Raw genomic sequence first — 25,643 nt, forward strand, 5'->3', positions numbered from 1 at the left:
CTATATCCGGCAATTAGTAAGTTCAATCTTTGACGAATTCGTACTCTTTGCTTTCGTCAAAAAATTCAAAGCTGTCCTTTAACCCATCTGTGACATAGATCTTTTTATCTCTGGTGATAAAAACCGCTTCCACCCCGCCATAGTTTTCGAGCATCTCCCGGCCTTTTTCCAAACCGAGAATATATACTGCCGTATCCAGAGCATCAGCCAGCAAAGAGGAATCCGTCACCAAGGTGACGCTCATCAAATCCGATTGGGCCGGATAGCCTGTGTGAGGATTGAGAATATGGTGGTAGCGCACCCCGTCTACTTCAAAATAGCGCTGATCATCACCGGCCGTCACAACCGCTTTATCCGCCACAGTAATCATACCCACGATCTGATCCTCTTCACCGGCAGGACGAGGGTTACGCACCCCTACGGTCCAGGAGCTGCCATCCGGCTTAGTCCCCAAGGTCACCACATTACCGCCGAGGTTGATAAAAGCTGAGGTGATGCCTTGCTTTTTATAGACTTCAATAGCCGCATCTCCGGCGTACCCTTTGGCAATACCACCCAGGTCCACCATCTGACCTGCTTGTTTAAGATAGGCTGTGTTTCCCTCAATAAGCAGATTTTTATAATTAACAAGAGGCAGCAGCTCTTTCAATTCTGTCTCAGAAGGAATCCGGGCATTGTCCGTACCAATCCCCCAGCTTTTCACGATGGGACCCACAGTCACGTCAAAGGCTCCGCCGCTGAGTTCAGCTACTTCCTGAGATTCTTTCAAGACAAGCAAGGTCTCCGGCTGGAGTTCTACACTTTGCTTCCCGGCATAATCATTGAGTTTATTAACGTCTCCTCCTGGAGCATTGAAGGTCAAAAGTGCTTCCAAACTCTTTATCTTCTCCAGTGCTGCGTCGATGGCAGCCTGTCCATTATCGCCAAAGACTCTTTGCGATATTACCGTACCCATGGCAATATCCGTGCTTTCAAACTTCTTAACTTCTTCCTGTTGTACAGGTTTCCCATTGCATGCAGTCAGTAGTCCCAGTGTTATCAAGGCAACTGCTACAAACGATAGTTTTTTTCTTCCGCACTTTTTCTTGTCAAACAACAACTCCAGCTCCTTTATCTCTAAACCCTCTTTATTGCTTATAGTGACCAGCCTAGCACTCTGTAACACCTAATTCCTCATTCTTCCGCCTTGTCCTGCGCAAATTTCCCTCGCCGGGCACGGCGAGTTTTAAGTGTTAGAAAGTACTAGAATTAGCTTAACCCGATTCAGCTTAATTCTCTACAAATAATACCATACGAATCTTGAGATTAAAATAGCTTATCCTTTAATCACAGATCTTACACAACTGCTTTCTGATTACTCTATATCGCTATGGTACGACACTACAAAAAAATCCCCGCAAGGGTGCCTTGGCGCTCCCCTTGACAAGGATTCTTGTATGTCTGACTATTTTCTTCGTGACTGCAGCTCCTGAGCAATAGCCTTTAAACTTACCCCCCGTTCTTCCAACAGGACCAGAACATGATAAATGAGGTCTGAGACTTCATAGCGAATTTCCTCAGCGGAGTTGTTTTTGGCAGCAATGATGGTCTCCGCGCATTCTTCCCCCACCTTTTTGAGGATCTTATCAAGCCCTTTGTCAAACAGATAGGTTGTATAGGCTCCTTCCGGACGTTCCATATTTCGTGAATGAATCACTTCCGCCAGCAGCTCCATGGTCCTGCCCAAGGGTATTGCCGGAACTTCTTCAGGCGCTCCCAGAGTTACATAGCCTTCTCCCTGGACTCCATAATGAAAGCAGGAGTAAAACTCTTCATGACAAGCCACACCCTTTTGCCTGACCGTCAGCAGAATCGTGTCCCGGTCACAATCAAAGCGGAGATCCACAACTTCCTGGGTATGGCCTGACGTTTCTCCTTTCAGCCACAGAGATTGACGGCTGCGGCTGTAATACCAGGCCCTTCCCTCCTGAAGGGTGAGCCTGAGTGCTTCTTCGTTCATATAAGCCAGCATCAGGACCTCTCGCGTATCCACATCCTGCACCACGACAGGAATTAAACCATCAGCATTCCAGCGTATCCCTTGGGGGAGCTGGGTCTGTGATTCTTTAGAGTTAGATGTATTCATCAAATCTTCGCCTCTTTGCCTATGATTTAGTTTGGTTTTGCTGCGGGAGAACCCATCTAACCCTTCCTCACCGGAATCCCCCGCTCCTCCAGATAAGCTTTCGCTTCCCCAATGCTGTATTCCTGATAATGAAAAATCGAAGCGGCCAACACCGCATCCGCCTCCCCTATGGTCAGCCCTTCAGCCAGATGCTCCAGGGTTCCCACCCCGCCGCTGGCAATGACCGGCAAAGAAACTGCTCTGCTTACAGCCCTGGTCAGCTCCAAATCATAGCCATTTTTCGTCCCATCCCGATCCATGGAAGTCAGCAGGATCTCACCCGCTCCTAAACGCTCCACTTCCTCGGCCCACTGCAAAACATCCTTCCCGGTGGGAGTCCGTCCGCCATGGATATAGACTTCCCAGGCTCCCGGACGGGTTTGCCGTGCATCGATGGCCACGACGATACATTGGCTGCCAAAAGCGTGAGCCCCCTCCTCGATCAGCCCAGGAGTCTGGACAGCCGACGTATTCAAGGATACTTTATCCGCTCCGGCTCTGAGCATCTTGCGAATATCTTCAACCCTTCGCAGCCCCCCGCCAATGGTAAAAGGAATAAATACTTGTTCCGCCGTTCTGCGCACCACTTCAACCATGGTTTCCCGTCCTTCAGCCGATGCCGATATATCAAGAAAAACCAATTCGTCTGCCCCTTCTCGATCATAGAGAGCCGCCAATTCCACCGGATCTCCGGCATCACGGAGATTGACGAAATTTGTTCCTTTGACCACGCGCCCCTCATGAACATCCAGACAAGGTATAATCCGTTTCGCTAACATCAATCTTCCCCCTTGCCGCCCTTATTTACGGCTTCGCCACGCTGACCAACAACCCTAAGGGCCTCCGACAGCGAGAAGGCGCCGGCGTAAAGAGCCTTGCCCACGATGGCCCCCTCAAGGGACACCCCCCTATTCGCTTCTTCCCGGAGCAGCCTGAGATCTTCCAGCCGGGAAACTCCGCCTGAGGCCACTACCTGCAGACCGCTTAAGCGGGCCAATTCAACGGTGCTTTGAATATTGGGACCTTGAAGCATACCGTCACGGGAGATATCCGTAAAGACCAGATGCTTAACGCCCGCCTCCTTCATACTCAAAGCCAAATCCAGAGCCTTAATCTCTGTCTTTTCCGCCCAGCCCTGTACCGCTACCAGGCCATCCTTAGCATCAATTCCTACCACGACGGCTTCTCCAAAGCGCTGCACTGCCTTTTCCACAAGCTCAGGGTTGCGCACAGCCACTGTACCGAGAATAATCCTTTCAACTCCTAATTTCAGAAGCTCCTCTATTCTCTCCAAAGTTCGAATCCCTCCGCCAACCTGCACCCGCAGCCCGGAGGATTGAATAAGCTTAAGTATCACAGCATCATTGACAGGCTTACCGGCAAAGGCACCGTCCAAATCCACCACATGGAGGGAATCCGCTCCTTGTTCCTTAAAATTCCTGGCTACTTCTACCGGCTGCTCCCCATATACGGTAGCATCTTCCATTCTTCCCTGAAGCAGGCGGACGGCTTTCCCCTCTTTAAGATCGATGGCTGGAAACAGTCGCATCCTCATTCACCCACTTTCCAAAGTTCTCCAAGAGCTTAAGACCCCAAGGACTGGACTTCTCGGGGTGGAATTGCGCTCCCCAAACCGTATCTCTTCCCACCAAAGCGGGAAAAGGCACTCCATAGTCGCTCATTCCAACAAGAATCTCCTGCTCCTCACTGGCCACATAGTAGGAATGAACAAAATAAAAATAAGCTTCCTCGGGAATCCCCTCAAGAAGCCGGCAAGGCTTTTCCTGATGAAGGGTATTCCAGCCCATATGAGGAATCTTGCGGCCGGCCGGGAATCTAACCACTCTCCCGGGGAGCAATCCCAATCCCTTATGCTCACCATGCTCTTCCCCAACCTCAAAAAGCACTTGCATGCCGAGGCAAATCCCTAAGAAGGGCTTTCCTGAATGGGCATAGTGAATTAAGGGCTGAATCCATCCTTTTTCTTCAAGAGCTGCCATAGCATCGGCGAATGCTCCCACTCCCGGCAAAATGATGCCCTTCGCAGTCATCAGTTCAGCGGGAGATTCCAGAACCTTAGCCGGATATCCTAATTTCCAGAGGGCTTTTTCCACACTGCGCAAATTCCCGCGACCATAATCGATGATTCCTATCATAGCGAGAAAGACCTCCTTAAAGTACTCCCTTTGTCGACAAAACTCCTTGGAAACGAGGATTCTCGCGGAGAGCCAAGCCCAGGGTCCGGCCAAAACCTTTGAAGATCGCCTCCAGGATATGGTGACGATTCTTGCCGGAGAATAGCCGAATGTGCAGAGTTATACCTGCTTGAACAGACACCGCCCGGAAAAATTCCTCCGCCATTTCCACAGGGAATCCTCCTACCATCCCATCGGGACACTCCACATCCCAAACCAGATAGGGACGGTTGGAGAGATCCAATGCAACCTGCACCAAAGCTTCATCCATGGGAAGAAGAGTATCGCCTACCCGCTCAATGCCACGACGCTCCCCCAAGGCTTCCCTGATGGCCTGCCCGAAAACAAGACCACAGTCTTCAATGGTGTGATGAGGGTCCACCTGCAAATCCCCTTCAGCGGCTATTTCCAGATCAAGATAACCAAACCGGGCCAAGGCCTCCAGCATATGATCAAAGAAGCCGATACCCGTATCGACCTGAGCTGCACCGGCTCCGTCAAGATTCAGCTTAACCCGAATCCTGGTTTCTTTGGTTTGACGTTCAATGTGTGCTTCACGCATTTTCAAAACCTCACTTACAAGGTGTTACCCTAATTACTGGGATGGCTGAATCATCTATTTTAGAATCTCCTCAAGTGCTTTGATAAGTCTCTCATTATCTTCAGGCAAACCGGCGCTAAGCCGCAAGGCCTTGCCCACCAGCGGCTGATTACCCATATTGCGGATCAAAAACCCCTTCCCGATCAATTCCTGATAGACCCGGTCCGGATCCTCGGGCTGAAAAAGAACGAAATTAGCCCGGGTTGCAAAAACCTTTACCGAAGAAAAAGCCGTCAGTGCCTCAACGATCTTTTCCAGTTCGGTAATCAGAACCCGACCTTGTTCAGCGTATTCCTCCCCATAATTCAGAGCAATCGCTCCCGCCTTTTGACTGAAGCTGTTCACATTAAAGGGCTGCCGGGCCCGGTTCAAGGCTTCAATGATGGAGGGTTGTCCCAGAAGATACCCAAGCCTGAGAGCAGCCATGGCAAACAGCTTGGAAAAGGTCTTCATCACTAAGAGATTGGGGCAGTAAGGAATCTGATCCACGACGCTCTCCCCGGAAAATTCTCCATAGGCTTCATCCACAATGACGATCTTGCCCGATTCTGCCACGATTCGCAGTATCTCTTCCCGAGGGAACAGGGTTCCCGTAGGGTTATTGGGGTTGCAGAGTACAATCATATGGACCTGAGGCCGGGCCGCCGCCTTAAGTATCCCTTCCACATCCAGGCGGAAGTCCCTGCCGGTTTCGGTGAGGAGAAGCGGAACTTCCAGAACCCCCGTGCCGGTCACCCTGGCCGCAGCTTCATACATACTGAAGGTGGGCGGATGAATAACCACAGCTCCCTTCTCGCCGCCAAAGGTCGTCATGAGCAGCTGGATCAGCTCATCAGAGCCGTTTCCTGTTAAAATCCCCTCAGCGGGCACTCCTGTATAGCGGGAGAGGGCCTCCTTAAGTTCTTGAGCCCCACCATCAGGATAGCGGTTAAAGGCAATGGCTGAACCCAATAATTGCTCAATCATTCCTGGGGGCCAAGGCAGAGGATTTTCATTGGCATCCAAGCGTACACAGTCCGGGATGGATTTGCTCTCATAGGCTTTTAAGGTTCGTATGGATGGCCGCATCCACTGTTCAAGGTTCATTTTATCTACCATAGCTTCCTGGCCTCCACAGCCCGGGCATGGGCTTCGAGTCCCTCTTTCCGGGCTAAATGAGCGATGTGCCTGCCGTCCCGCTGCAGGGCCTTTTCCGAATAACTGATCACACTGACTTTCTTCATAAAGGTATCCACATTTAACGGAGAATAAAAGCGGGCCGTACCTCCCGTGGGCAATACATGATTGGGGCCGGCAAAATAATCGCCTACAGGTTCCGGTGAGAAACGGCCCAGAAAGACAGCTCCGGCATTTCTTACCCGGCCCAGCCAGCTATAGGGTTCCTTAACCACCAGTTCAAAATGTTCGGGAGCTATCTGATTGGCTAAACTCATGCCCTCAGCCAGATCCTTAACCAAAATCGCCGCCCCATAAGTCTCCCATGAAGCTCGGGCGATATCCTGCCTTGGCAGCAATTTTAATTGTCGCTCCACTTCCGCCACTGTCTCCTCCAGCATTTTCCGATCAGGAGAGACTAAAATGGAGGAAGCCAAGGGATCATGCTCAGCCTGGGAAAGCAGATCGGCGGCAAGCTCTTCCGGCTGGGCGGACTCATCGGCTAAAATGAGTATCTCGCTGGGACCGGCCAGCATATCAATATCCACGGTGCCAAAGACCTGTTTTTTGGCCAGGGTGACGTAAATGTTCCCCGGTCCGGTGATTTTATCCACAGGAGAGATTTCCCCTGTACCAAAGGCTAAGGCGGCAATAGCCTGAGCCCCTCCTACCTTATAGATTTCCGTGACTCCGGCTTCCGCAGCGGCTACCAGGACTTCCGGCAGTAAGCTGCCATCCTTGCGCGGAGGGCTGACCATCACGATCTCTTCGACCCCTGCTACCACGGCGGGGACCGCATTCATCAGCACTGAAGAAGGATAAGCGGCGGTTCCTCCCGGAACATAGATACCAACCCGTTTGAGTGGAAGCAAAAGCTGTCCCAGGATACTGCCATCTTCTTTGGCATCCAGCCATGAGGTGCGCTTTTGCTTTTCGTGGTAAGAGGTAATATTCTCCTTGGCAAGCCGCAGGGCTGCCAGGAATTCCTCATCCACCTGGGAGTAGGCTTTCACCAGTTCTTCTGCTTGAACGCGCAGCCCGGATGGGCGGAGATCCACTCCATCATATTTTTCTGTTAAGGCATAGAGGGCTGAATCCCCTTCTTTCTTAATCTCAGAAAGAATTTCCGCTACCTTATGTTCCAGCAATTGATCATCGCCATAGGATTTGCGCGTAAGCATAGTCAAATCCAATTCCTCAAGGGTCTTAATCTCCATAGCTGTTCCCTCCATCTTAGCCAACTCTCCCGAGCTTAATGAGCTTTGCCGAGAAGCTGACGCAGCTTCTCAGTCAGCTCATTAATGCGTTCATGCTTCATCCGATAAGCGACACGGTTGGCAATCAATCTTGTCGTCGCTTCAAGAATGGGAGCAATTTCTACCAGCTTATTTTGCCGCAGTGTGGTTCCGGTGGATACGATATCCACAATCATCTCTGCCAGCCCCACCCGGGGGGCCAATTCGATATTGCCATGAAGCTTAATGGGCAGAACCTGCATCCCCTGCTCCCGGAAAAAGTCTTCCGCTACCCGGGGAAACTTGGTGGCCACCCGCTGATGATTTAATCCGCTCAGATCAAATTTGCCGTCCGGCAGACGGGGAGGAACCTTTTCTTCCGGCATGGCTACAACAAAGCGGCAATAGCCGAAACCAAGATCCAAAAGCTCCACCACATCTTTGTTTTCTTCCAGCAGGGTATCTTTACCGACAAAACCTATATCCGCCGCCCCATATTCCACAAAGGTGGGGATATCCGTGGGGCGGCAGATGATGATCTGAGCTTGAGCCTTTTCCAGAGGAAAGACTAATTTCCTCGACTCTTCACTGACCTCTTGGCATTCAATTCCTATCTTTGTCAAAGCCTCCAGGGAGTCTGTCAATAATTTTCCTTTAGGAAGAGCGATAGTTAAGAAATTACGAGCCAACCTTTCTCAACTCCTTGACCTGTATTTTATCACTTTAATTAGTTAAAGCATTAGCGTATTATGGTTATTATAACAACCTCATTTTTCCCTGGCAATAGTTTTTTAATATTTAATGACTTCCGGTGAATTTCCTGCCTCTTCTACCCATAGCTTCAGGACTGCCTGTAAGAGTAACAACATGTCCCAGAACGCGACAACGTTGTCGTGTTCTGGGACATGCTAAAATCAATACCGCAGAAACTCGGCAGATCATTTTTTCGCTTGATCTTTTGTAAGATCGGCTCATGCTGAAGAATCTGTTCAAATGCTTGCCTCATCTTTGTTCGCCATACTTTTTCTACATGTTTAATCTTATCCTTGTGACCAGTAATAAGATCTCCTTTTCCTCTTATTACTTTTCACAAGCAAATATACGAGCTTCTGGGTCGTACGGGTAACGATCAAGACGGTTATTATAACTGGCAGCTACCGCTTTTTCCACTGTTGCCAATACATCATTCCCGGGGAGAAAGACAATTATGAAAATCATAATTTGGCATTTATTCAACGCACTCCCTTTAGCTTCCGAACATTTCTTCACTCTTGATCATTGCCAATACTGTCTATCAACCTATCGAAATCTGACATAAAAAGCCTGTCCTGAATGACACGATATTTTTCAAACTCACCCTCCGCAAATTCCTTAGCAATTGCAGTGGTCACTTTTCCCGCATTTTCTAATATATCCTTTTCATTGAATTGCAGAAAAGCATTGAGCCTTTTGGCCCAGTCTTCCATTGTCATTGGAATATTCTTCTCCGCCTGGCTTTCAGCGTAATCAAGATACATGGTAACGAAACGGTCCAATGATCTGATTTCTTTTTCCGAAAGGTAGTTCTTGGCGACAGAAACATCGCTTTTTACGATTTTGCCATGTGGCGCGTTTTTCCATGTAGTCAGACCCATATGGGCTTTTATGCTGTCCGCTCTGTTATAAATGACTTCTGCCGCCGTGCAGCCATGAATCGCATAATGCAGTTTGTTTTGAACGGTCTTAAAGAAATCCTTTGTCAATTTGGTGTGAAGATTATAATCTACAGCAGTAGCATAAATATCCGTAATTTTTTGATAGAACCTTCTTTCACTGGCTCTGATTTCTCTGATTTCTTCCAGCAAATGCTCAAAATAGTCTTCATTCAAGAAGGTCCCGTTTTTTAATCTTTCTTTGTCCAAAACATAGCCCTTGATGGCAAAAGTACGTAATACACCGGTTGCCCACTGTCTGAATTGAGTTGCTCTGATTGAGTTTACTCGATAGCCGACCGAAATGATGGCATCAAGGTTATAGAACTTTGTATTATACTCTTTCCCATCAGTTCCAGTATGTCGGAATTCCCGACATACTGAATTTTCGTCAAGCTCTCCCTCGTTGAAAATATTCTGTAAATGCTCAGTAATTGTATTTCTGCTTTTATCAAAAAGCTGGGCAATCAATTTTTGAGTTAACCAAACTGTCTCATCTTCAACTCGAACTTCTATTGTATTTTCATTTGCTTGCGAAGAGAATATTAGAAATTCTGCTGTACTGTTTCTGATTTGTAATTTATCCTGACGCTTTTTTTTATTATCCATCACAGCAATACCTCCAAAAACATGTAAACTATTGTCATAATATAATACTAAGACCAAACATATGTTCAGGTCAACTACTAAACATATATTTGGTCTCAAAAACTTAAGTTACACTTCGCGAAAAAACTACTTTCTGCACAGTTATTTACGCGTTCGATTCCAAATCGGCTGAACTAGCTTGGTAGGGGAAATTAAAAAACGCATGCGAGGTCTGTTATGCTTCATTATCTGCTAAATCCTAACCTAACTCCAATCAACCGGAAGCATGTCTTTAATCACCTTACGCACACTATTTCCTTAATTCCTTTACGGTCGGCTAACTCTATAGCTTGTTCCCGAGTCAGGGATTCCAGGCACATCTCCACTCGTTTCCCTGCTTGGCGGAGCTGCCGGGCTTCGGCGATCACTTGGAAAACGTCACTGCCGCAGACATAAACCTCCGGGCTTTCCGCATTGGAGCAGGCCATTTGCTCGATGATCGCCTTGAGGTTGATCGCAAAACCGGTGGCCGGGGCATCCTCCCCAAATTCACCGTACAGAGCGTCATAGCGCCCCCCCTCAACAACGGGGAAACCCACTCCGGGAACATAGCCTTCAAAGACCGCCCCCGTATAATAGCTGAAGCCGCGCAGAATACCCAAATCCAGAGACACATAATCCTGGACTCCGAAATCCTTTAAGTACCGATAGACCTGCCTCAGGGCAGCCACCGCTTCCAACAGGGAAGGCCGCCGGCTCCACTCCAGAACCTGATCCAGCATATCCTCTTGGCCGTGAAGATGGGGAAGCTTTAAAAGAACGTCCTGAACCCCAGCTTCAAAACCGTAGTCCTTAACCAACCGCTCAATCCCCACAAAATCCTTGCGGGCCAGCTTCTCCTGATAATGGAGCTGGAATTCCTGAGGAACCCCTAACTCAGCCATAATACCGGTAAAGATCCCCATATGTCCCAAATTGATTTGAAAGTCCATGCCGCCGATTTTGCGGAGAGCTTCAATCGCTAAGGCGACCACTTCGGCATCTGCCGCAGGAGAGGCCGAGCCAATCAGCTCCACTCCCACCTGCCTGAATTCTTGTTTATGAGATTTAGAATAGCGGAAGACATCTGCTGCGTAACATAAGCGCAAAGGAAAGGCAGTCCCCCGCATCCGGGTGCTGACCATCCGGGCGATGGGAGTGGTTAACTCCGGACGCAGCACCAGGACATGGCCCTGACGATCAAAGAGCTTAAAAAAACTATCCCCTTCCTCTTCGACCGGCTGGATGCATGCCCCATACTCCAAGGTCGGAGTGACAACCTTCTGATAAGCCCAGGCTTTGAATAAATCCAGTGCAGAGGCCTCTGCCCGCTCTTGTAAGGCTAACTCATCAGGAAGAAGATCATGCATCCCTTCCGGGATTCTTAAGCCCAGAGAACTTCGCAGCATATTAATCCCCCCCCTTTTCCTTCTCCTCCAGACGCTTCAGGACCATCTGATAACCGTCGGCCCCAAAGTACAGGCACCGCTTAACCCGGCTGATAGTCGCCGTACTAGCCCCTGTGGATTGGGCGATGGTGGTATAGGTCACATTCTTCTCCAGAAGTTTGGCCACTTCCAGACGCTGAGCCAAAGACTTAATCTCCGCCACCGTAGCGATATCCTGAAAGAACCTATAGCACTCTTCCCGATCCTTTAATAATAAAATAGCGTCAAAAAGCGCATCCGTTGAGGAATCACGCAGGCGCTGATCAATTCCCTTGAAATCATCGTCTTTATATTCATCCATCATCGATCATCTCCTTATACTTCTATACTTTAATTTATTAAAGTATAGGGCCCTTGTCAATATTCATAGCCTCTCTTCAGAAAATTTGTTTAACCTGCCAGAACTTTCTATTGAAAAAATTACTTGCCAAGACTCTATGCTTTATGTTAATATAATGTCTATCAAGATTTCGACTGAAACTTGGTACAAAGTTAATAAACACTCTTATCCAGAGTAGGTGGAGGGACTGGCCCGATGAAACCCGGCAACCGACATGAAAATGCACGGTGCTAAATCCTGCAGGAAATACTGGGAGATGAGAGGAAACCCGACTATAACTCTGCGGATTTCCTCGTGGAGTTTTTTGTTATATTCAGTTAGAACCTAACGAGGGGGAACAGCGTTGATTAGAATTGAGAACTTAACAAAGGTTTACACCTCCCGCAAAGAGCAAGTTACAGCCATTGAAGATATCTCCCTGCATATTCCCAAAGGAGCGATTTACGGCATCATCGGTTTAAGCGGTGCCGGTAAAAGCACCCTGGTCCGTTGCATCAATCGCTTGGAAGAGCCCACCGGGGGTAAAATCATCATCGATGGTCAGGATTTAACAGCGATGTCCGCGGCAGAGCTCCGGCAAGTCCGCCAAAAGATCGGCATGATCTTTCAGCACTTCCATCTGCTCCAGTCCCGCACCGTTTTTGATAATATTGCTTTTCCTTTAGAAATTGCCGGTTTTAAAAAACCAGAGATAGAAGAGAGGGTTAAGGAGCTGCTTCCCCTAGTAGGCTTGGAGGATAAGGCCCATGTCTACCCTTCCCAGCTCAGCGGCGGTCAAAAGCAAAGAGTGGGGATTGCCCGTGCGCTGGCCACCAACCCTAAAGTGCTCCTTTGCGATGAGGCCACTTCCGCCCTTGACCCCCAAACCACTTTATCTATCTTGAATCTCTTAAAGGATATCAATCAGCGTTTCGGCTTAACCATTATTATGATTACTCACGAAATGAAAGTGGTTAAAGAGATCTGCACCGATGTGGCCGTCATCCATGAGTCAAAAATCGCTGAACAAGGGCCTGTGGAATCCGTCTTTATTCAACCCCAGTCCAGCGTCGCCAAGGAATTCATCTCCACTGTATTTCCCAATGAACTCCCTGAAGATTTGCTTCGTGAACTGGCCACTCATCCCAATTCTCAGATTGTGCGCATCCAATTCCTGGGTTCACGGGCATCGGACCCCATCATTGCCGACCTTATGAAAGAATGCGAGGTTCGGGCCAATATCCTTTATGGAAGCATCGACCACCTCCGCTCCACTCTCTTTGGCACCTTAACCTTGGAGCTGCAGGGAGATCCCGGACAACTGGCTTTAGCTCATCAATATCTAGCCCAGCGCGAACTCAAAGTGGAGGTGATCCAAAATGTTTGATTTTACCAACCCTCAATACTGGGAAACCATCTATCAACTTCTGGTCCCTGCTACAGGAGAGACCCTATACATGGTTATGGCCTCTACTCTGCTGGCTTATCTTCTTGGTGTTCCTCTGGGGGTCATTCTGGTCATCTCTTCTCCCGATCATATCTCGCCGAATCCTTGGATAGAACGCACCCTCGGCACAGTGATCAACATCTTTCGCTCGGCACCTTTTATCGTTTTGCTTCTGGCTTTGATTCCTGTCACTCAAGCCATCATGGGCACATACATCGGTACCGACGCTGCAATAATCCCTCTGGTCTTTGCCACAGCACCTTTCGTGGCCCGCATGGTGGAGAGTTCGCTTAAAGAAATTCCTTACGGAGTCATTGAAGCGGCCCTATCCATGGGCTCTTCCCCTTGGCAGATTATCCGTAAAGTTCTTTTGCCTGAAGCCAAGGCCTCTCTCATCTTAGGCGCCGCCATCACCACGATCAGCGTCGTCGGCTATACCGCCATGGCGGGGACCATAGGAGCCGGTGGCTTAGGAGACGTGGCTATCCGCTACGGGCATCAACGTTTTCGGACCGACGTGATGATTATGACCGTCATCATTCTCGTGATTATCGTCCAATTGGTTCAACTCTTTGGCACCAAACTGGCTCGCCGGATTAGTAACCACTAAGCATGTTCCAAGCGCTCACTCAAATTCATGGCGGGCGATACCGGTACTCCTGTCAAGTTCTTTGGGGAGGAGGCTTGAGCATATATCTTCTCAAGGGTATCTCACAATGAAGGGTATCTCACAATGAAGGGTATCTCACAAAAAATGTCTTCATGTGTATCTTCAGAGGAAAAGAAAGAAGAATTTAAGGAGGAAATAAGAATGAAACGTAAACTCTCGACTTTAATTATCGGCTCCGTAGTAGCCCTATCCTTGGTACTTACCGGGTGCGGAAGCACCCCTCAGAAAACCGATACCCCACCCGCCTCCGGTAATGCCAATGAGCCTGTGACGATCAAAGTAGGCGCTACCCCCGTTCCCCATGCCGAAGTGCTTGAATTCGTCAAACCCAAATTAGCAGAACAAGGCATCAATCTGGAAATTGTTGATTTTACGGATTATGCTCTTCCCAACCCAGCCGTTAACGACGGATTACTCGACGCCAACTACTTTCAACACACTCCTTACCTGGATACCTACCTTGCTCAAGGCATGAAGCTGGCGATCATCGGCACTGTGCATATTGAGCCCATGGGCTTCTACTCTGAAAAAGTAACCAAAATCGATGAGCTCAAAGACGGTGATGCTATTGCTATCCCTAACGATCCCTCCAATGGCGGCCGCGCTTTAGCCGTCTTAGAACAAGCCGGATTGATTAAACTTAAAGACGGTGCCGGTGTTACCGCAACAGAATTGGATATCGCTGAGAACCCGAAAAAGCTAAAAATTCAAGCTATTGAGGCTGCTCAGCTCCCCCATGCTCTTACCGACCCCAAAATTGCCGGAGCTGTCATCAACACCAACTACGCTTTAGAAGCCGGCCTCAATCCCACTGAGGATGCCATCGTCCTTGAAGGCAAAGATTCTCCTTATGCCAACATCGTCGTAGCTAAAGAAGATCGCAAAGACGATCCCAACCTCAAAAAATTAGTGGAAGCTTTGAACACCCCAGAAGTTAAGAAGTTTATCGAAGATACCTACAAAGGTGCTGTCGTTCCTGCCTTCTAAGAATTATTACTTCAACTCATAAAGAAAGAGCCGTTCCTCAGCTGAGGGCGGCTTTTCTCATTGCTATGCATTCTATATCTATTTTAATCTTAACGATTTAATCTTTGCTCTTACCCTTGGCTAGATTCACTAGGTATAAATCCTTAATTTCTCGGTCATGTTTACTGGATTCCATTTGTAAAGCCTCAACCTTAGTACCTAAAATCTTAATTTCACTTTTGACTTCCTCATTAAACTGTTTCTGAGTCTCCCGCCAATCATAAAAAAGAATATCCAGCTTCCTACCAAAGTCTTGCTCCATCCTGACCTGAGATTGCCTAAGGACAACTAGATCCGTCTCCATCCTGGTTTGAGATTCCTTCAACCCGGTTACATCTTGCTTTACTCCGGCTAGCTCTACCTTCATCCCAGCTACATCTTGCTTTACTTCAGTTAGCTCTGCCTTCATCCCAGCTACATCTTGCTTTACTTCAGTTAGCTCTGCCTTTATCCCTGCTACATCTTGCTTTACCTCAGTCAGCTCCGTCTTCATGCCAGTTAATTCATTAAGTACTTTTCCAAAATGCTCCAGCATCAAATCCTGAAATTTCTCATTATCCATGAATCCACTTCCTTATTCCTAGGAATGGAATAATTATATCATATCCCCTAAATTAACCCAAGGATAAGTTTCTTTAATGCCTGTACTTACCCCTGCCATGATTACCATATTTTTGATGGCATAGAACGGGTCACTCCTCACACACTATAGACAAATTACCCAGGATGAAGAACTAATCAACATTCTGGAACATGAGGAGAACATCTCTATGAATTCCTTCGATAAGAAAATTCAGACCCGCTTGCGCATGCACCCGGAAATGCTGCGCCACATTCTAACCGAGCCCAATGAGGAGACCCTCACGACCTTGACCCGCTATAAACTATTTGAATCCAAGGGAGCCTATCTCGGCCAACTCCTGCTTTCCCTGCTTCCTCAATGGGAATACCTGGCCTGCGAAGGCAATGCCCATTTAGGGCAAATTATTCGCAACCTGGAAAAGACCCCCATCAGTCCGGTTTCCCAGGAATCCGATTTTCTGCGGGCAAACCTGTTGCGCATCCGCATTCTTGCCGAAACTCCGGGAGTATTCCCTTTCTCTCCCTTCATCATTCAGGAACATCTCCTTAACTTTTTAGAAGGTGCGGATCTGATCGCAGATTTGCCTCAACTGACGGTCATTAACTTCAGCAGGGATGAGCTGAGACCCTTAGCCTCCGAACTGGCGCAATACAGGCTAAGCCCTTTAAGCCGCCGCTATGTGCAGAACCTTTTCCACCAGGAACGTCAGGAAGCCATTCTCGCCAACCTTGCTTATCTATGCAAAAATTATCCTTTGCTGGGTACTTGCCGGCAAGCCTATGCTTTGCTGCTCTCCCTGGACAACATTGAAAACTGGAGCAAACATCCCTTCTGCCTCCGCCTGGTATCCAACCGCTTCTGGGATTACCGCACCAAGGAGATTCTATAGTTCATCCATGGGCCGGCCTTTCGTCTCTTCGCCAAGAATGAGGACATTAAACACAACGAGGATGAGCACTCCGGCAAACATCAGGAAAACCGTTTCCGTAGGCATTTCCGCTCCCAGCATACGGCCTACCACCATAGGTGCTAAGATGCCGCCGATGCGGCCAAACCCGGCGGCCCAACCGGCACCGGTGCCCCGGGCTCTGGTAGGATAAAGCTCAGGAGTATAGGTGTAGAGAATTCCCCAGGCGCCAAGGTTAAAGAAAGACATGAGGGAACCAAAGACCAGAATCATCATTACACTGTTGCCCAGTCCAAAGAAATAAGCGCTGATCGCTGTCCCTAAAACGAAAGCGGCCAAGGTAGGCTTGCGCCCAATGCGATCGACCAGAAATGCCGCGCTGAAATAGCCGGGAATCTGCGCCAAGGTCATAATAATAACATAGCTGAAGCTCTTGGTCAGGGAAAAACCCTTTAAGGCAAGAATAGAGGGCAGCCATGTAAAAATTCCATAGTAAGAATATACGATTCCAAACCAAAGCAACCAGAGAAACACCGTTCTGCGCAGGAACTTCCGGGAAAACAATTCCGCTACCGTGACTCGCTTCAGCACCTTAGTCTTGGCCGTCCCCTTCTGGGGCTGCCTGTGTTCACGTTTTGCCTCCTCAGCAGTTCTGCCCGCCTTTACGTCAGGGCCTGCCTCCCCGGCGACCAGGCGGTACACTGCCTCAGCCTCCTGGATTCTTCCCTGTTCCTCAAGAAACCGCGGTGACTCCGGGATGTACTTCCAGAGATAAAAAACGTAAAGAGCCGGAATGGCACCAATGAAGAAAGCAATATGCCAACCATAGTTGGGAATGATCAGATAGGATATAACGGAGGCCAGGAGCCACCCTATAGCCCAGAAGCTCTCCAAAAGGACCAGAAATTTTCCCCGGTGTTTAGCAGGAGTGAACTCACTCACCAATGTTACCGCAACCGGCAATTGCCCTCCCAAACCAAACCCCACCAGAAAGCGAAAGAACAAAAGGGAGGCATAGCTCCAGGCCAGGCCGCATAATCCGGTAGCCAAAGAATACACCACCAAGGTAAAGGCAAAGACCTTTTTTCTGCCGATTCGATCCGCCACACTCCCGGACAGAATAGCTCCCAAAGCCATTCCTAACAGGCCGACACTCCCGATATTTCCCACCTGTTCCGGTGTTAACCCCCAAGTCTTCATCAACACCGGCAGGACAAAGGAAATAATGCCCGTATCCATGGAATCGAACATCCATCCCAAACCTGCAGAGATAAGGAGTATATAGTGAAATCTCTTAACCGGTAATTTTTCTATTCGTTGTGATATACTCATCTTTATCCTCCTGTGCAAATAGCTGATATTTTTATTAGGCAAATTGCTGATAATTTTATATAGTTTAGCAAATTTTAGTAAAAAAATAAAGAAGCTTGGGGATAAGCTTCTTTTTGCATTTTCAAATTTCCTGCTTTCATGATCTATCACTTATTAAAAGGAGCTGAACTATCTTTCTTACTCTAATACCTGGAGGCTCATTTTATACTCATAGATAATCTCCATATACTGCTCTGACGTTCCCCCTTCAGTCAGAACCTTATAACACCGATAGAGAAGCCTCTGATGAACCCCTTCACGCCGGGCTAAAAAAGTAAGCAGACGTTTCACCCCAGGATCCTGGGTCATGGCTGCATGCTTCTCATACAAAAGGCGTGCTCTCTTTTCCAAAGCAGCGTTTGCTTTCAAAAGTTTATCCGGTTCAGAGTACTGGTTTACATAGGAAAGAGACCAGGGAGTATCCTCATGATCACTTAAGCGAGTAACCTCCCCCCCCAGCTTGGTAATCATTGCCGATAAAGTCTCTAAATGAGCAAGTTCTTCCGCCATGATGAGCCCCAAAAGTTCACGCAAAAAACGGTTGTCTATATTAACCTGATGATTTAAGTACTGAACTGCCTGGGTGAGTTCTCCATCCCTTCCACCATAATGCTCCAGCAATTCTTTAGCCAGGACCGGATCGGGCCTTTCCACATGGATTGGATAAAAGAACCTTTTTCGATAGATGTACACACCCTTCCCCCCTTGAACGTCGTCCTGCCTTCATTATATGAAGATAGGACAACCTAAGGTCACAGGAGGAAAAGCCGAACTAAAGACCTTTTACCCCAATATCTTTCCGATAATGAGCGCCGGGGAAATTTATTTTTTCTACTAAAGCATATCCCAATTGACGGGCCTGGTTAAGATCATCTCCCCAAGCCGTTACCCCCAAGACCCTTCCGCCGGAGCTTTGCAGTTCTCCCCCCTGGAAAAGGGCAGTCCCGGCATGAAAAATCACGCTCTCTTGAGCAGGGACTTCAGGCAAAGTGATCGGAATGCCTTTGGCATAGGCCATGGGATAGCCCGGTGCGGCCATAACGATACAGAGTGCGGTTTCTTTTTTCCAAGCCAGCTTTAGATTCTCGATCTGTCCTTCCGTACAGGCCCACAGAACCTTGAATAAATCCGATTCCATACGGGCCATCACCACTTGGGTTTCCGGATCACCGAAGCGGACATTAAATTCCAAGGTTTTCGGACCGTCCTTGGTCAGCATCAGCCCGGCAAAAAGAACTCCTTGAAAGGGCATCCCTTTATCCTTCATGACTTGTAAGGTGGGCTGCACGATGGTTCTTAGTGCCTCCTCTTCCAACTCTGGATTCCAGAAAGGCGGGGGGCTATAGGTACCCATGCCGCCGGTATTCAAGCCCAGATCCCCATCCAAAGCCCGTTTATGGTCCTGAACAGGGACTAAGGCAACCGCATGCTCACCATCACAGAGACAGAGCAAGCTCACTTCCTGCCCTTCCAGATATTCTTCAACCAGAAGCAATTTTCCCGATTCGCCTAAAGAGCCGTCCATTAACTCATCCACAGCCGTCAAAGCTGTGTCCAAATCCATGGCCACAATCACACCTTTGCCGGCTGCTAAGCCATCGGCCTTTAAGACGATCGGTGCTCCCACCTGTTTGATATATTCCTTAGCCTGCTCCGGTTCAGAGAATACCCGGCTTTGAGCTGTGGGAACCCCCGCCGCCTCCATGATTTCCTTAGCAAAAGATTTGCTGCCCTCCAGCCGGGCGGCTTCTTGAGTGGGTCCGAAAATCCTCAGTTCTTCTTTTTGGAAAGCGTCTACAATCCCTAAAGTCAAAGGTGCCTCAGGGCCCGCAATTGTCAAATCAATGCCTTCTTTTTGGGCAAATTCAAGCAACCCGGGGATATCTGTAGCCGCAATCGCCACATTCCATTCCTGAGTTCCGGCGTTTCCCGGAGCAACGTACAATTTCCCGACCTCCGGGCTTTGGGCTATTTTCCAGGCAAGGGCGTGCTCCCTGCCGCCATTGCCTACTATTAAGACTTTCTTAGCCATGGGGCACCTTCTTTACTATTTGATTTAGACTGCTTCAGGAAAACTCTAAAGCTGATTCTCCAGCTGAGTCTCCAGGATTTTGATTTACACCGGTCGCTCCATAAGCTGCGCGGACAAAACTAACGCGCAAAGCCCTCCGCTCCGAAAGGTGCCCCGCCAAATCGCTCCTGCTCAATGGCGGGTTGGAAACGTCCTGTTTCCAACCTTTCTCCGCTGTGTGCTTTTCGCGAAGTTTTGTTTCCGCTCGCTTAAATTCGCTTCCTACCGTAAAGCAAAATCCTTGGGCTGTTTTTGGAGTTTGAGCGGGCAGGGCGTTGCGGGAAAGGTGGAGTAAGTCGCCTGACTCCCGGCTTAAGTCGCTTTTTCCGTCTTTGCCGACGCCGCTTGGGGCGGCAAGGTCGGCTACCTTAGGAAAGGCTTTGAAGGCAACCCAAGAAATCCTCACAAAAAGTCTCGGGAACCAGGTCCTTAAGGAAAAGCTAAAAGAGACCCGCAAGACGTAGCTTTACGTACAAAAGCGTACGGATTTAGCGGAGGGGCGGTCGGGTCAGCGAAGCTTTCTTAACGTAGCGAAGCCATGGTTCACATCAGGTATTACCCTGAGGTTTGGTGTAGCTGTTAAGAAAGCGAGTAGACCAGCCCCGGAGCTATGGAGTACGCGTTGTGCGTAAAGCTACGCGACCCAGGCAGGAGCCTTTTCACTCTCTGCCAAAACCGCACAGCGACATGACAGCTATACTCAGTGCTTAAAGTGACGGCGGTTCGTAAACACCATAATCAAATTCAAACGGTCAGCCGCTTCGATAACTTCCGCATCTCTGACAGAGCCCCCCGGTTGAACCACAGCCCGCACTCCTGCCTTAGCCGCCTCTTCCAGGGAATCGGGGAATGGGAAAAAAGCATCGGAGGCCAGATAAGCCCCTTGGGCTTTATCCCCCGCCTGTTCTAAAGCAATCTTAACTGAGCCAACCCGATTCATCTGTCCCGCTCCCACGCCAAGGGTTTGACCGGCTTTGGCCAGTACAATGGCATTGGATTTAACATGCTTTACCACCCGCCAGGCAAAGTCCAGTTCACGAAGTTCTTCAGGTTCAGGTTGGCGCTTGCTGACGACCTCCCATGCGGAGATCGGCGTAGTCCCCCCATCCTCTTCCTGAATTAGAAATCCTCCTTGAATGGAACGAACTTTCCAGGGCGTATGGGCTGGCTTCCCGTCCTGTGCTACTTTGACGAGACGAAGGTTTTTCTTTTCCTGTAGTATTGCCCTGGCGTCAGAGCTGAACTCATGGGCAACGATAACTTCATAGAAGTGAGCCTTAAGTGAGGCGGCACATTCAGCATCGACGGTCCGGTTAAAGGCAATAATTCCGCCAAAGGCCGAGACCGGGTCCGCTGCCAGGGCCTTTTCATAAGCTTCCAAAGCAGTTTTCCCCAAGGCTGTACCGCAGGGATTGGTATGCTTAATAATAGCACAGGCCGGCTCACTGAAATCCTGAACAATCCCCCAGGCCGCGTCCATATCCATCCAATTGTTATAGGATAATTCTTTACCCTGAATCTGTTCACCATAGGCCAAGGTGCCCGCTGCATCCGCCCCCCGGTAAAAGGCCGCCTTCTGAGCAGGGTTTTCCCCATAGCGAAGATCCTGAGCCTTTTGGCCCCCAAGTGTTATGGTTGCAGGGAAAGGTGAAGAAGAAGAGGAAACGGATTCCTCAGCAAGTGCGGCAGTCAAATACCCGGCAATGCATTGATCATATTCGGCTGTATGGGCAAAGGCCTCTGCCGCCAAACGTTTACGCATATCATAAGAGATTTCCCCTTGCTCACGCAGGGCCTGAAGCACCTCCGGGTACCGCTCCGGATTGACGACGATACTCACCCGCTCCTGATTCTTTGCCGCCGCACGAACCATGGAAGGACCGCCAATATCAATATTTTCAATAGCCTCCTGGAACGAAACCCCCGGCCTGGCAATGGTCTCCTTAAAGGGATAGAGATTGACCACCACAAGATCGATCAACCCGATGCCATTGTCCTCCAGCTGCTGCAAATGCTCTGCCGTAGCTCTGGCCAAAATACCCCCATGAATCCTGGGATGAAGGGTCTTGACCCGCCCATCCAGAATCTCCGGAAATCCCGTGACCTCGGTAACATAGCGAACAGGCAGCCCCGCTTCGGTCAACGTTTTAAAGGTGCCGCCGGTAGAAATCAAGTCAAAGCCCAATTCCACAAGTCCTCGGGCAAGCTCCACAAGACCTGTTTTATTGGAGACGCTGAGCACAGCTCGACGATTCATCAAAAAACCCCCATCCAATTCCTTTACAACTGCTCATTTTATTTTACTATGCCTATAGCTTAACTACGATGCGCCCATTTCTTTTGATCCGTCCACCGGCCACCCATCCTACTGCTTCCGGATAAAGACGGTGCTCTGCTTCCAAGATACGGGCAGACAAGGAATCCTCCGTATCCCCCGGCAAAACCGGCACCGCTTCTTGGGCAATAATGGGGCCGCTGTCCAGACCTTCATCCACAAAATGAACTGTGCATCCGGAGATTTTGACCCCGTAGTCAAGGGCTTGCCTTTGAGCATGCAATCCTTGGAAAGAGGGCAAAAGGGAGGGGTGGATATTGAGTACAGGAATCTGAATATCCTGGAGAAACTCCTTGCTTAAAACCCTCATAAATCCGGCTAAGACCAAAATCTCCACCTTTTGTTCCCGCAGCCAGGTCAGGATCGCTTTCTCCTGCTCCTGGCGGGAAGAAAACCGGCTCAAGGGAAAGGCACCATGGGGTATTCCAGCCTCTTCCGCTCTTTTGAGAGCCAGGGCCTCTTCATGGTCCGAACCCACAGCCACCAGTTCCCCGTTTAATTCGCCAAGCTTCCAGGCTTCAATCAAGGCTTGCAAATTACTCCCGCGCCCTGACGCAAGCACTCCGATCCGCATCAAAGATAACTCACTCCTTCGCTTTGCCCGCTTACCTCTCCTAAGACAAAGCACTTTTCACCGGCTGCCTGGAGCTGAGTCTGAATAAAATCGACATCTTCAGGATGGACGATCAGCACAAAGCCAATGCCCATATTAAAGGTGCGCAGCATTTCTGCTTCCTCCACCTCACCCAGCCTTTGCAAAAGGGTGAAGAGGGCCGGGACCTGCCAAGCCGAACGAGCGATTTTTATTCCCAATCCTTCAGGGAGAATCCGGGGAATATTTTCCGTAAGACCTCCCCCGGTAATATGGGCCATACCAAGAACTTTGCGGCTTTCGATCAGAGGCAGGACAGTCTTGACATAAATCCGGGTGGGCCTAATTAAAGCTTCACCCAAGGTTTCTCCCAGCTCCGGATAGTTTTTCTCCCATAGGTCAGGAGTAAAAATTTTACGAACCAAGGAATAGCCATTGCTATGAAATCCTGAAGAAGGAAGTCCGATCAGAACATCCCCTGCCTGGATTTGTGAACCGTCAATCAGGTCAGGCCGATTCACAGCCCCCACAGCAAAACCGGCAATATCGTATTCCCCTTCGTCATAAAAGCCCGGCATCTCTGCCGTCTCTCCCCCAATCAGGGCACAGCCCGCCAATTCACAGCCCTTGGCGATTCCGCCGACCACCTGGGCTACCCGTTCCGGAACCAGCTTTCCTACGGCGAGATAATCGAGAAAGAACAAAGGCTCCGCACCTTGAACTAATATATCATTGACACACATAGCCACTGCATCCTGGCCAATGGTATCATGACGGTTCATCTGAAACGCCAGCTTAAGCTTCGTTCCCACACCGTCCGTTCCCGAGACCAGAACCGGTTCCGGATATTTTTTAAGATCCAGGGCAAACAGCCCGCCAAATCCACCCAGTCCGCCCATGACCTCCGGTCGAACAGTCCGTTTTACCGCCGGCTTCATCAGTTCCACCGCCTGGTTTCCTGCATCAATGTCCACCCCGGCCTGCCGATAAGAATATCCCATTACAGAACCACCTTTCTATGCAACCCACTCAGCGTTATCTCTTAGCACTTGCTTTTAAATTCTGCCCATTTCTCTCTGGTTCCCGCAGGTATCCCTGCAGGGTAATCCCCATTAAAGCAGGCCAGACAGACTGACAACTCGCCTAAAGCCCGCTGAACGCCCTCTTCCGATAGATAATGCAGAGAATCCGCTCCTACATAGTCACGTATCCCCTCCCGATCCAGCTGAGTAGCAATCAGCTTCTCCCGTTCCGCCGTATCGATGCCATAGTAACAGGGATAAAGAACCGGCGGCGAGCAGATGAGGAGATGGACCTCCTTGGCTCCCACCTTTCTCAGCAATTCGACGATGCGGGAACTGGTGGTTCCTCTCACGATGGAGTCATCGATCATAATGACCCGCTTGCCCTTAATCACTTGGGCATTGGCATTGAGCTTCAGGCGGACCGCTACTTCCCGCATTTCCTGGGTGGGTTGAATAAAGGTTCTTCCCACATATCGGTTCTTCAGCAATCCCTGGGCAAAGGGGATGCCGGATTCCTCAGCATAGCCAAGAGCGGCGGTCATCCCCGAATCAGGTACCGGTATGACAATATCGGCATCGACAGGATATTCCCGGGCCAGCTCAACGCCCATTCTCCGCCGGCTCTCGGTCACATTCAATTGATCCATGGTACTGTCGGGACGGGCAAAATAAATGTATTCGAAGGCACAGACCGCTGTTTTCTGGGCGGGAAACCCCTGCCGGGAATGAAGTCCTTCCTCATCGATGGTCACAATCTCTCCAGGCTGAACATCGCGCACGAATTCCGCTCCGATAGTATCCAGGCCACAGCTTTCCGAAGCCAGAACATACCGTCCTTCCAGCTGACCAATACATAAAGGGCGGACGCCATGGGGGTCGCGCATCCCCAGAATCTTGTCTTCTGCAGCCACTACTAAAGCATAGGCTCCCTGCAAATCCAGCATGGTTTTGACGAGGGCATCCTCTAAGCTCCCCCGGCCGTAGCGGGCGATCAGCTGGACAATCACCTCTGAGTCAACAGTGGTCTGAAAGACTGCCCCTTCTTTAGCCAATTCCTCCCGCAATTCTCCCGCATTGGTCAAGTTGCCATTATGAGCCAGAGCCATCATACCCTTTTGGTAATGAACCACTAAGGGTTGGGCATTGGTCAGGAGGCTGGAACCTGTGGTTGAATAACGCACATGGCCGATGGCCATTTTACCGTCCTGTTCAAGTTCCTTAAGAATTCTTTCCGAAAAGACCTCCGCCACCAGTCCCATTCCTTTATGGACTTGGATATCCCGGCCATTGGATACAGCAATCCCTGCACTTTCCTGTCCCCGATGCTGTAAGGCATAGAGCCCGAAATAGGTGAGACGGGCCACCTCCTGCTCAGGCGCATAAATACCGAATACTCCGCATTCCTCATGGGGTTTATCATCCCAGGGTTCTCTCAAAGCGATGCCCTCCTAATTTTAATCCTTAAGGACTTCTTTAACACGTCGATACACTTCCGCATAGGCTTCTTCAACCTTGCCCAGATCACGGCGAAAACGATCCTTATCCAGCTTTTCCTGAGTTTCTTTATCCCAAAAGCGGCAGGTATCGGGTGAAATCTCATCTCCCAAATAGACTTTACCCTCCGCTTTGCCGAATTCCAGTTTAAAGTCTACCAGGATGATGCCGGCCTGGTCCAAAATCTTTTGCAGCTCTCCATTGATTTTCAGTCCCAGCTCCTGAATCTCTTTAAGATCTCCTTCTTCAGCCCAACCCATAGCTAAGGAATGAGACTCATTGACAAAGGGATCACCCAAAGCATCATCCTTGTAGTACAATTCCACCACAGGCCGTGATAATTTCAGCCCCTCTGCCACTCCCAGACGCTTGGCCAGGCTGCCGGCGGCGATATTGCGCACCACCACTTCCAGGGGAATCATCTCCAGCTTGCGCACCAGCATTTCCCGATCGTTGAGCAGCTCTATAAAATGAGTGGGGATCCCGGTCTTTTCTAAAACTTCGAAAAGGAGGGCGGAGAGACGATTGTTAACTATTCCCTTATCCCCAATGGTCCCTTTCTTCTCCCCGTTAAAAGCAGTGGCATCATCCTTATACTCTACCCAATAGATCCCTTCCTGATCGGTTGTATAAACCTTCTTGGCTTTTCCTTCATATAACATTTGGCCTTTTTCCATAGCACACTCT

26 protein-coding genes and 1 riboswitch are annotated in these 25,643 nt (G+C 49.3%); of the genes, 4 read left to right on the plus strand and 22 right to left on the minus strand.

What is annotated here, in order from left to right:
• Nucleotides 1–22 precede the first annotated feature (22 nt).
• The 12 genes from DESLBE_RS09470 to DESLBE_RS09525 form a co-directional block, all read right to left on the minus strand.
• Nucleotides 23–1,165, minus strand: coding sequence for an FAD:protein FMN transferase (locus DESLBE_RS09470; protein WP_005817208.1), 1,143 nt, complete (start codon nucleotides 1,163–1,165; stop codon nucleotides 23–25).
• Between the two features lie 279 nt (nucleotides 1,166–1,444).
• Entirely contained in the window at nucleotides 1,445–2,125 is a 681-nt protein-coding gene (gene hisIE, locus DESLBE_RS09475) for a bifunctional phosphoribosyl-AMP cyclohydrolase/phosphoribosyl-ATP diphosphatase HisIE (protein ID WP_144678636.1), read from the minus strand.
• A gap of 56 nt (nucleotides 2,126–2,181) precedes the next feature.
• Complete coding sequence (gene hisF / locus DESLBE_RS09480) at nucleotides 2,182–2,943, minus strand: imidazole glycerol phosphate synthase subunit HisF (protein ID WP_144676423.1); 762 nt, start codon at nucleotides 2,941–2,943, stop codon at nucleotides 2,182–2,184.
• On the minus strand, nucleotides 2,943–3,713 hold the full coding sequence (hisA, locus tag DESLBE_RS09485; RefSeq protein ID WP_144676425.1) for a 1-(5-phosphoribosyl)-5-[(5-phosphoribosylamino)methylideneamino]imidazole-4-carboxamide isomerase: 771 nt from the start codon (nucleotides 3,711–3,713) through the stop codon (nucleotides 2,943–2,945). The genes hisF and hisA overlap by 1 nt, the downstream gene beginning before the upstream one ends.
• Nucleotides 3,685–4,320 carry an imidazole glycerol phosphate synthase subunit HisH gene (gene hisH / locus DESLBE_RS09490; protein WP_144676427.1) on the minus strand — a complete coding sequence of 212 codons (636 nt, stop codon included), beginning with the start codon at nucleotides 4,318–4,320 and terminating at the stop codon, nucleotides 3,685–3,687. Before hisH ends, hisA begins: the two co-directional genes overlap by 29 nt.
• 16 nt (nucleotides 4,321–4,336) lie before the next feature.
• Nucleotides 4,337–4,927: an imidazoleglycerol-phosphate dehydratase HisB gene (hisB, locus tag DESLBE_RS09495; RefSeq protein ID WP_172625409.1), complete on the minus strand. Its 591-nt coding sequence runs from the start codon at nucleotides 4,925–4,927 to the stop codon at nucleotides 4,337–4,339.
• A 48-nt stretch (nucleotides 4,928–4,975) separates the two neighbouring features.
• Complete coding sequence (hisC, locus tag DESLBE_RS09500) at nucleotides 4,976–6,058, minus strand: histidinol-phosphate transaminase (protein ID WP_144676431.1); 1,083 nt, start codon at nucleotides 6,056–6,058, stop codon at nucleotides 4,976–4,978.
• Nucleotides 6,052–7,332, minus strand: a complete 1,281-nt coding sequence (gene hisD / locus DESLBE_RS09505; protein WP_144676433.1) for a histidinol dehydrogenase — start codon at nucleotides 7,330–7,332, stop codon at nucleotides 6,052–6,054. Before hisD ends, hisC begins: the two co-directional genes overlap by 7 nt.
• Before the next feature lie 35 nt (nucleotides 7,333–7,367).
• A complete protein-coding gene (gene hisG, locus DESLBE_RS09510; RefSeq protein ID WP_144676435.1) occupies nucleotides 7,368–8,039 on the minus strand; it encodes an ATP phosphoribosyltransferase in 672 nt (223 codons plus the stop codon).
• Between the two features lie 576 nt (nucleotides 8,040–8,615).
• The gene (locus DESLBE_RS09515; RefSeq protein WP_015943469.1) at nucleotides 8,616–9,650 is read right to left on the minus strand and encodes a virulence RhuM family protein; all 1,035 of its coding nucleotides are present in this window, start codon (nucleotides 9,648–9,650) and stop codon (nucleotides 8,616–8,618) included.
• A gap of 275 nt (nucleotides 9,651–9,925) precedes the next feature.
• Nucleotides 9,926–11,077: an ATP phosphoribosyltransferase regulatory subunit gene (hisZ, locus tag DESLBE_RS09520; protein WP_144676437.1), complete on the minus strand. Its 1,152-nt coding sequence runs from the start codon at nucleotides 11,075–11,077 to the stop codon at nucleotides 9,926–9,928.
• 1 nt (nucleotide 11,078) lies between these two features.
• On the minus strand, nucleotides 11,079–11,420 hold the full coding sequence (locus DESLBE_RS09525) for a YerC/YecD family TrpR-related protein (protein ID WP_015943467.1): 342 nt from the start codon (nucleotides 11,418–11,420) through the stop codon (nucleotides 11,079–11,081).
• Nucleotides 11,421–11,618: 198 nt separating this feature from the next.
• A riboswitch (SAM riboswitch) is annotated at nucleotides 11,619–11,719 on the plus strand.
• An 80-nt stretch (nucleotides 11,720–11,799) separates the two neighbouring features.
• Between DESLBE_RS09525 and DESLBE_RS09530 the strand changes: the two genes are divergently transcribed.
• The 3 genes from DESLBE_RS09530 (at nucleotide 11,800) to DESLBE_RS09540 (ending at nucleotide 14,539) form a co-directional block, all read left to right on the plus strand.
• Nucleotides 11,800–12,822, plus strand: a complete 1,023-nt coding sequence (locus DESLBE_RS09530; protein ID WP_144676439.1) for a methionine ABC transporter ATP-binding protein — start codon at nucleotides 11,800–11,802, stop codon at nucleotides 12,820–12,822.
• The gene (locus DESLBE_RS09535; RefSeq protein ID WP_015943465.1) at nucleotides 12,815–13,492 is read left to right on the plus strand and encodes a methionine ABC transporter permease; all 678 of its coding nucleotides are present in this window, start codon (nucleotides 12,815–12,817) and stop codon (nucleotides 13,490–13,492) included. The genes DESLBE_RS09530 and DESLBE_RS09535 overlap by 8 nt, the downstream gene beginning before the upstream one ends.
• 201 nt (nucleotides 13,493–13,693) lie before the next feature.
• Entirely contained in the window at nucleotides 13,694–14,539 is an 846-nt protein-coding gene (locus DESLBE_RS09540) for a MetQ/NlpA family ABC transporter substrate-binding protein (protein WP_015943464.1), read from the plus strand.
• Between the two features lie 97 nt (nucleotides 14,540–14,636).
• Here the strand turns inward: DESLBE_RS09540 and DESLBE_RS09545 are convergent, their stop codons facing one another.
• On the minus strand, nucleotides 14,637–15,140 hold the full coding sequence (locus DESLBE_RS09545; protein ID WP_144676441.1) for a hypothetical protein: 504 nt from the start codon (nucleotides 15,138–15,140) through the stop codon (nucleotides 14,637–14,639).
• Between the two features lie 208 nt (nucleotides 15,141–15,348).
• On the opposite strand from DESLBE_RS09545, the gene DESLBE_RS09550 reads away from it, so the two are divergent.
• Complete coding sequence (locus DESLBE_RS09550) at nucleotides 15,349–16,050, plus strand: hypothetical protein (RefSeq protein ID WP_005817226.1); 702 nt, start codon at nucleotides 15,349–15,351, stop codon at nucleotides 16,048–16,050.
• Here the strand turns inward: DESLBE_RS09550 and DESLBE_RS09555 are convergent.
• The 9 genes from DESLBE_RS09555 to purC all read right to left on the minus strand — a co-directional run bounded on the left by DESLBE_RS09555 (nucleotide 16,045) and on the right by purC (nucleotide 25,633).
• The gene (locus DESLBE_RS09555) at nucleotides 16,045–17,400 is read right to left on the minus strand and encodes an MFS transporter (protein WP_015943462.1); all 1,356 of its coding nucleotides are present in this window, start codon (nucleotides 17,398–17,400) and stop codon (nucleotides 16,045–16,047) included. The genes DESLBE_RS09550 and DESLBE_RS09555 overlap by 6 nt on opposite strands.
• Before the next feature lie 177 nt (nucleotides 17,401–17,577).
• A complete protein-coding gene (locus DESLBE_RS09560; RefSeq protein ID WP_011461471.1) occupies nucleotides 17,578–18,132 on the minus strand; it encodes a manganese catalase family protein in 555 nt (184 codons plus the stop codon).
• Between the two features lie 79 nt (nucleotides 18,133–18,211).
• Nucleotides 18,212–19,471, minus strand: coding sequence for a phosphoribosylamine--glycine ligase (purD, locus tag DESLBE_RS09565; protein ID WP_144676443.1), 1,260 nt, complete (start codon nucleotides 19,469–19,471; stop codon nucleotides 18,212–18,214).
• Nucleotides 19,472–19,505: 34 nt separating this feature from the next.
• Nucleotides 19,506–19,916 (minus strand): hypothetical protein, encoded by a 411-nt coding sequence (locus DESLBE_RS26980; protein ID WP_243131276.1) that lies wholly within the window; start codon nucleotides 19,914–19,916, stop codon nucleotides 19,506–19,508.
• 294 nt (nucleotides 19,917–20,210) lie between these two features.
• A complete protein-coding gene (purH, locus tag DESLBE_RS09575) occupies nucleotides 20,211–21,767 on the minus strand; it encodes a bifunctional phosphoribosylaminoimidazolecarboxamide formyltransferase/IMP cyclohydrolase (RefSeq protein ID WP_144676445.1) in 1,557 nt (518 codons plus the stop codon).
• Between the two features lie 52 nt (nucleotides 21,768–21,819).
• Nucleotides 21,820–22,419 carry a phosphoribosylglycinamide formyltransferase gene (purN, locus tag DESLBE_RS09580; protein WP_005817233.1) on the minus strand — a complete coding sequence of 200 codons (600 nt, stop codon included), beginning with the start codon at nucleotides 22,417–22,419 and terminating at the stop codon, nucleotides 21,820–21,822.
• Nucleotides 22,419–23,438 carry a phosphoribosylformylglycinamidine cyclo-ligase gene (purM, locus tag DESLBE_RS09585; RefSeq protein ID WP_011461474.1) on the minus strand — a complete coding sequence of 340 codons (1,020 nt, stop codon included), beginning with the start codon at nucleotides 23,436–23,438 and terminating at the stop codon, nucleotides 22,419–22,421. The genes purN and purM overlap by 1 nt, the downstream gene beginning before the upstream one ends.
• Before the next feature lie 41 nt (nucleotides 23,439–23,479).
• Nucleotides 23,480–24,898: an amidophosphoribosyltransferase gene (gene purF / locus DESLBE_RS09590; RefSeq protein WP_011461475.1), complete on the minus strand. Its 1,419-nt coding sequence runs from the start codon at nucleotides 24,896–24,898 to the stop codon at nucleotides 23,480–23,482.
• 18 nt (nucleotides 24,899–24,916) lie between these two features.
• Nucleotides 24,917–25,633, minus strand: a complete 717-nt coding sequence (gene purC, locus DESLBE_RS09595) for a phosphoribosylaminoimidazolesuccinocarboxamide synthase (RefSeq protein WP_144676447.1) — start codon at nucleotides 25,631–25,633, stop codon at nucleotides 24,917–24,919.
• Between the last annotated feature and the right edge of the window lie 10 nt (nucleotides 25,634–25,643).

Origin of the sequence: Desulfitobacterium sp. LBE, from assembly GCF_007830365.1 — a bacterium.
Lineage (GTDB): Bacteria > Bacillota > Desulfitobacteriia > Desulfitobacteriales > Desulfitobacteriaceae > Desulfitobacterium > Desulfitobacterium hafniense.